At 53.9% G+C, this 7,139-nt stretch carries 4 protein-coding genes and 2 pseudogenes; 4 read left to right on the top strand and 2 right to left on the bottom strand.

What is annotated here, in order from left to right; all coding sequences use genetic code 11:
• Positions 1-492: 492 nt before the first annotated feature.
• The 3 genes from F6X39_RS35445 to F6X39_RS35435 all read left to right on the top strand — a co-directional run bounded on the left by F6X39_RS35445 (position 493) and on the right by F6X39_RS35435 (position 3,623).
• Entirely contained in the window at positions 493-1,404 is a 912-nt protein-coding gene (locus F6X39_RS35445) for a polysaccharide deacetylase family protein (RefSeq protein ID WP_187620055.1), read from the top strand.
• A 257-nt stretch (positions 1,405-1,661) separates the two neighbouring features.
• Complete coding sequence (locus F6X39_RS35440; protein ID WP_187620054.1) at positions 1,662-2,603, top strand: glycosyltransferase; 942 nt, start codon at positions 1,662-1,664, stop codon at positions 2,601-2,603.
• 99 nt (positions 2,604-2,702) lie between these two features.
• The gene (locus tag F6X39_RS35435) at positions 2,703-3,623 is read left to right on the top strand and encodes a glycosyltransferase (protein WP_187620053.1); all 921 of its coding nucleotides are present in this window, start codon (positions 2,703-2,705) and stop codon (positions 3,621-3,623) included.
• 281 nt (positions 3,624-3,904) lie between these two features.
• On the opposite strand, the gene F6X39_RS35430 is transcribed toward F6X39_RS35435, so the two are convergent.
• Positions 3,905-5,029 carry a glycosyltransferase gene (locus F6X39_RS35430; RefSeq protein WP_187620052.1) on the bottom strand — a complete coding sequence of 375 codons (1,125 nt, stop codon included), beginning with the start codon at positions 5,027-5,029 and terminating at the stop codon, positions 3,905-3,907.
• Positions 5,030-5,134: 105 nt separating this feature from the next.
• Positions 5,135-5,731: pseudogene (locus F6X39_RS35425) on the bottom strand (sugar transferase); the annotation flags it as partial.
• A 1,100-nt stretch (positions 5,732-6,831) separates the two neighbouring features.
• Here F6X39_RS35425 and F6X39_RS37215 point away from each other — a divergent pair.
• A pseudogene (locus F6X39_RS37215) lies at positions 6,832-7,139 on the top strand (hypothetical protein); the annotation flags it as partial.

Here is a 7,139-nt window from a genome sequence, read left to right as displayed (position 1 = left end):
GTTGGCCATTAGAACGTCGAAATAACGCGAAAGACTTACATCGTTATTCCGGAGCACGGCAGCATTCGTAAGCAGAGAGTTCTGATTCATCGAAACCCCAGGGCGGGTGTACGAAAAGGGTGGAAGCCCGATTTAATGTGCAGCCGATGCGGCGTTGCCAGATCTCGCTTTTTGTCACGGGACGGCAACATTTTGGGTGCGGGCGCTGCGCGCGTCAGTTCGGTGTGCAACGCAATCTGTCAACAATTCCTCTGCTTTGCGCGCCACCAACTTCAGAATAATCGTCTTACCGTACAAAGATAAGACTGCCTAATTCTCCGCTGAACTACTGTTTCCCCGCAGTAGATTCCTCGGTGGAAAATTAGCGTATATTTCACACTAACAAGTATCCCAGACTATCTGAAGACGGTCATCACCTCCGTACGCTAACGCACATCGCGTTTGTGGCCGTGACGGCACAATCCCATTCAACGCCGTTAGATTGGGATGCATATGAAACAATTGATGCGTGAGATATTCACACGCGCGCTGCTTTTCAGTGGAACCCCCGCGGCGATTCGAGCCTTTCTCTGGCGCGATCGCACCGCGATTCTGCTCTATCACGATCCGTCGCCCGCCACGCTCGAGGCTCATTTTGAGTACCTGAAAGACAAGGTCGAGTTCGTGCCGTTGTCGCAGGCAACTTCGCGAGGTAGTGGTCGCCCGCGCGTGGCCGTCACGTTTGACGACGGGCATATCGGCAATGCAAATCTGCTGCCCGTATTCATCAAGTACGGGGTGTACCCGACCATTTACATCTGCAGCAGTGTCGTGGCGCACGATCGTACTCACTGGTTCCTACATCCTGTCGCGAGGGATGCAGGTGTGAAGCGGCTGATTCGCATGAAAAACCACGAGCGCCTGGCTGAACTCGACGCGCGAGGCTTTCGTCAGGACTTGCCAGACCCAGCGGCGACGATTAGTGGCCTCAGCGCCGCCCATATTGAAGAAATGCGCCCCTATGTCGACTTTCAGTCTCACACACGCTATCACCCGACACTAACCTTCTGTGACGATGACGAATGCTTTGAAGAGCTTGCGCTATCAAAGTCGGAGGTAGAACGGATCGTAGGTAAGCCTTGCGAGCATTTCGCGTATCCCTATGGCATTTATGGTCCGCGCGAAGTCGAGCTGCTGAAGGCCGCCGGCTACAAGACCGCACGCACGACCGACGTGGGCTGGAATGACGAAGGAAGCGACCCGTTCCGACTCAAGGCGTTCGACATTGACGATGACTCTTCCGTGTCGTGGTTCGCCGCGCAGCTCACGGGCCTGACGTTGGTGCCGCGCTATCTGCGACTGGGACGCGTCAGGCGCCTCGCTCAGCGCATCTTTAGCAGGCCACGTGCATTGAACCAGGCATAGAAAGCACAGCGCCGACGCGACAGCTCGCGCAGCGGCGTACGACACCGTCGTGCACCGCGCTGCATCCAACCCAGGGCGGCGAATCGTCACGATAAGGTATTCGCTAATAAAAATACTATCGCGCGCGATCTCGGCTTCGAGCAGAACAAGCGGTCAACGTTCGAGCACCTGTCAATCAAAGGCGCCACCGGACCGCCAGTGCATTATTCGTAACGGCCTTATTGTTCCTTATCTCCACGGTTAAAAAGGAAGGCGGCATGCGTAAAATCTTCATCACGTCTCCGGGTACCGCCAATTATCCGGAAATTACTGCCTATCAAAACTATTTTAAAGCGCGCGGCGTGGATGTGATGGTCGGAACAATCAGCGATTACCGCGCCCTCGATAACAAACGAGATTTCGTGTTGTGGGAAATCATGGGTTTTTATCCGAACCGGTTTGAATCCGACTTTGTCATCCATGACTACCGTTCTCTCTCCGTCGGCGGCTGGCCGGCGATGAAAGACGTCGCGAAGCGGTATTTCAATTGCCAGCCGAATCTGCGGATCTTTCAGAACAAACGGCAACAGGAGATCATGGGTTTCGGTCACGGCGTACCCAGTGTGATCCTGCCCATGGGCGTGCCGAACTGGATCTTCGAGGTACAGGATGGCGGTCAAACCGAAAAGAAAGCTGATTTCTGTTATATCGGCGAAATGAGCGTCGAGCGGGGCTTCGATCGCGTGCTGGAAGCATTTATACACAACTTTCAGAAGCGCGACGTCTCCCTCCTCCTGGTGGGAAAACCGGACCCGCGCATCTACGAAAGATTTTCGAATGCAAAAAATATCATTTTCACCGGGCCGTTGCCGCAGCGTGAGGCGCTGAAGCACGTGGTCGAATCCGATGTTGCAGTGTGCTATTTCCCCTATCACCGGCCGCACTGCTATCAAACGCCGACCAAGCTGCTCGAATATGCTGCGCTCGGCAAGAAAATCGTGTGCAACGACTCGCCGTCGAATATCAGATGCTGTGAAGAGATGGGCATCCATAGTGTGATCACCACGGCGAACATCTTTGACGGAATCGATGAAGACGCCGCGCGCGGTGCGACAGCGAATCGTCGGACGGACTTCGCAGACCTCATTTGGGACCGGGTGATAGAGCAGTCCAACGTCGCGACATTTCTGCCAACGGATATCAAGCTAACCAACGCTTGACCAATCCATTGACGTGCGACATTTCAACGAATGCGACTCGAACTGCCCTTGGTAGCACTGAGTCAGCCGAAGAGACGACATTTGAACGGTGGCAATGACATGCAGATATTCATTCTTCACCCCGGCAAGGCGAATTATCCTGAGATAGACGCCTACACGAAGTATTTTGTGAGAAACAACTGTAAGGTAACGTCAGGGACGCTGGATGATTACAAAAAAGTCAAGAATCCGGAGGAGTACATTCTCTGGTGCATCATGGGCTTTTACCCCAGGATCCCTGCTGCAAAATACGTTATCCACGATTACCGCTCGCTGTCTGTCGGGCGTAACAGTGCGCTAAAGGACAGCATCAAGAAAACGTTTCAACCACGGCCCGATCTTCGAATATTTCAGAACGACTCAATGAGTGCAGTCATGGGCTTCCGCGACGGAGTAGATACCGTTTTCCTGCCGATGGGCGTACCAGATTGGATTTTCACAACGGATGCTGACCGCAACCAGGCGCTTCCGTCGGGAACGTATTGTTATCTGGGCGAGATAACTCGGGAACGCGGCTTTGTCGGCTTCATCAGGGACTTCCTGGCCGCCAAGCGCGACTCGGATACCCTCGTTCTGATTGGGCCTGTTGAAAAGGAAATCTCCGACGCATATCTTCGATCGCCCGGCATCCTGTTCACGGGACGTCTTGCGCAACGCGATGCCCTCGCGGTGGTTCGCAACTGCGAGATTGCTATTTCAACCATCCCGTACAAGCGTCCGTACGACGTGCAGACGCCGACCAAGCTTCTGGAATATGCTGCGCTCGGCAAAAGAATCATCTGCAATGACTCGCCTTCGAATCTGAACGCCGCCGCCAAGTTTGGAATTCAATGTAAAGTAACGGGCCCAGACGTATTCTCTAGCATCTGCAATTTCCACGGCGATATGGTGCCGAAAAATGACCCCTCCACGCTGCTGCATTTGCGGTGGACAGATATAATCGCCGCCTCGGGTGTGGAGCGATATCTCGCGCGGCTCTAAAAATTAAAATGGTTTGCGCGATGACACGCGCAAACCATTTCTCAAAAGTCAGTCTCGTCGCGATCGGCGTTCCGTGAACGTTGGTTACGGAGTGGTGCTTCGATTCTTGCCGCGCCCCATCGGCACGTTCGGGCCAGTTCTTCGCCCGTCCCGACTGCGCGAATCGATGAAGAGTTGATGGTCACGCGCGTGAAGAGGCTTTTGTCCGCTACTGTTCACTTCGGCAAGAGCACTGTATGCAATCGGTCCCAGACGACGGCTTGCTGCAAATCGCGCAGTAGTCACTCGCTCAGCACCGAACGGCCCTGGCGAATGCTTCTCAACTGGGCCGAATAAAGCAGCGCGATGTTGTTGAAGAAACGATCTTCACTGAATCTGTTGCGCGCTTCCTCCTGCGCGCGCCGCAATAAACCTTCACGAAATTTATCCTCGACTATCATCTTCCGGATCAGCGAAGTCGCTTCTGCAGCCGTCCGATAAAGAACGCCGGTCGAATTGTGACGAATGGTGTCTATATTGCCGGGACAATCTGACGCCACAACGGGTGTGCCGAGCGTCATTGCTTCAATCAGAGAAATCGGCATTCCCTCCCAGGAAGCTGTCGACAAATAGATATCCGCTTGCGCCACAGCCGCGATTACGTCAGCACGCGTAAGCCAACCGGTCACACGCACGCCGGCGTCCTCGAGCGTCCTCCTGAGATCTGCGTCGCCGTCGCCGATCCATACGAACTCGACGCCGTCCCGATCAAGCGAGCGTGCAATCTCCGCGAACAATCGCGGATTCTTTTGGACACGAATGCCGCCGACAGTCACAATTTTTCGCCTTTTCGTCGATCCGACTTTTCCGGCGCTTTCCAAACGATTGTTGCCCTGGACACTGACAGCCCGATCGATCGCGTTTTCGACCAGTACTGCATCTCGCCGAAGATAGCGGCGAATAGCGGCGCATTCACTCTCGGAGCAGCCAACGTATGTGCAGTTCTTCACACACGCAAGCAACTCCAACGCGGCGAAACAGTATCGCTTCAACCTGCCTATGTCTCGCCGTACGAAAGAGATGCAGTGCGGGCTATAAAGAAGCGCCGTTGACGGCAACGCAAACAAGGTCGACATTCGTCCCAGGAAACCTGCGAATGACGAGTGCAGATGGACGATATCCGGGTTCAATTCGATGAGTTGTTGGCGCAAGACAGACATGATCCGTGCCAATGATGGCCCTTTCATCTGCAGATGCTGCAGGACGACGTCAGAGTGAAACATCGCGCGCAAATTCTTCGGTGTTTCCTCGCGCTCTGAATAGATCACATACACCTCGTGACCTTCCTTGGCGAGGCGCGTCGCAAGCGTGCTCACAACTGCAAGCGTTCCTGTAGCAGTCGATTCGATTACGTGGACCACTCTCATAACATGTTTCTCGTGAATTGCGCAGCAATAGCGGAACACATCTCCGATCGGTCACCGCGATCGGGACGACATGCAATCTACGACAGGGAAAGGACCTCAGCCGACTCAGTAGGCGCCGTCTTTCGCGAACACCACTTTGACGGTTCTCAGAAGAATCGACATATCGAATATCAGCGAGCGGTTCATTGCGTATTTAACGTCGAGCGAAACCCGCGTCGGATAGTCCACATCGTTGCGGCCGCTGACCTGCCATAAGCCTGTCATTCCCGGCTTCAGCGCGAGGTAGTAACGAACATCGCGGCCATATCGCACCAGCTCCTTCTGCACGATAGGACGGGGTCCCACCAGGCTCATATCGCCGCGCAGCACGTTCCATAGTTGCGGCAACTCATCGAGGCTCGTCTTGCGCAGAATGCGGCCAACCGGCGTCACGCGAATATCGTTTTTAAGCTTGAAATCGCGGTCCCATTCCGCACGAGCCTGCGGATCGGTTGCGAGTAGTTTGGCGAGAACTTCATCCGAGTTCTTGACCATGGAGCGAAACTTCAGGCACTTGAAAGTACGTCCTCCTCGGCCAATTCTCGGATGACCATATACGGCGTTTCCGTGATCGCTCATGACTGCCAGCGCAATTATCAGAAGAACCGGGAAGAGCAGGATGAGTAGAACCGACGCCCCGCAAACGTCCATCGTTCTCTTCACTGCGTCGTCCCACCTTGCGCCGAAGAGGTTCTCGCTTTGCGGGTTCGAGTCATCCATGGCGACCTGTTTTGAATTCGCCTCAAGGCACGCCTCTTCCAGTTTCGGATCCGCGGTGGCGTTGGATTCGAACATACTATCTCCTCAGTTCGGAAACTCGTGGGGAACGATGCGGGCGTAGGCACCCTGCGCTTGCAAACCAGATTTTGGTGTGGAAGTGAATCGTTTAGTGAAGCTAATTTCATTGATTCACTGACGAGTCACGACGAGCGTAACATCTCGCTCAAAGACCGAATGTTAGCAATAGCGCATAAAGTCGCCATCGTACAGTTCGATCGCGACACGTCGCCTTCATCAGGTGCACCAACAGTTCTTCTGCCAATCAAATACGCAGAATTCGAATCATGGCTTCGTTCTTTGATTGGTCTTATCGTTAGGGATCGCTCGTAAATATCATGACAAAGCGTTCAGGTCAGACGCATACTTTTATCAGACGTGTAAACCGTTCTTTCGAAAGCCCGTGATTTCGAATTTGTCTAAAGAGAGACGACAGTTTTCATCTCCAGGAAAAAAGAAAATTTGATGAAGGAACAACTTGTGTAATGACTGACCGCGGCAAGGTCTATGCGATGACTCGCGCTGCACATCGAAGTCGCAAGTATTTCGGTTCGGCACTGCGAATCGATGTGCGTTCCCGTACATGATTGGACGATTCGCTCATTGCGGAGTTCGACGCGAAGACTTCGTGATATGCCGACAAGCGTGGCGCAACCGGCGTCGGAAATCTGATAGTGAGGCATTGCGTCACACAACAAACTTCAGCAGGGACTGATGCCGAACAAGGGGGCGCATCCTTAGGAAGATTGAGTCGCTCTGTTCTTAAGTGTAGTGTCTGTGCGGGACTCTGACGTCGACACGGTATTCGACGCGCGTGTTCGACATATCCGTGCCGTCAATGCGGTCGCTTCAACAATTGATGTTCAGCGGCACACTTAACTCTGACGTTTTCGGAACCAATTTCAGGCGACAGCATTTATAGTTTAGAAATGAAACTCACACTTCTCTTTTTATTCGCCGTCTTAACACTTTTGTGTGGGCAGCCGATGTCGGCCTTCGCGAAGAACGGTCGCGCCAAGACAACGAACGCGACTACGGCCACTGCTCAGCAACTCGCGGCGCTGCAGCCGCCGCCCACCGGAAGCGGAAACGACCGTTTTGCAATGGACGTGAACTGCAATCTCTGGAGTGCGGATCAGACGGCGCTGAGCGAATGCTCAAAGGACCTGGATCTGATTGCCGGATTGGGCGTGGGTACGGTTCGCCTCGGCGTTTCGTGGGACTTCATGACGCTGGCCGACGGCAGCACGCTGGACCCCAACAAAGTGGCCTTTCTGAAGTCGCTTCTGAACGC

Source organism: Paraburkholderia sp. UCT2, assembly GCF_014397665.1.
GTDB lineage: Bacteria > Pseudomonadota > Gammaproteobacteria > Burkholderiales > Burkholderiaceae > Paraburkholderia > Paraburkholderia tuberum.
The sequence above is the reverse complement of the archived record's forward strand: the minus strand, read 5'-3'. Positions and strand labels throughout refer to the sequence as shown.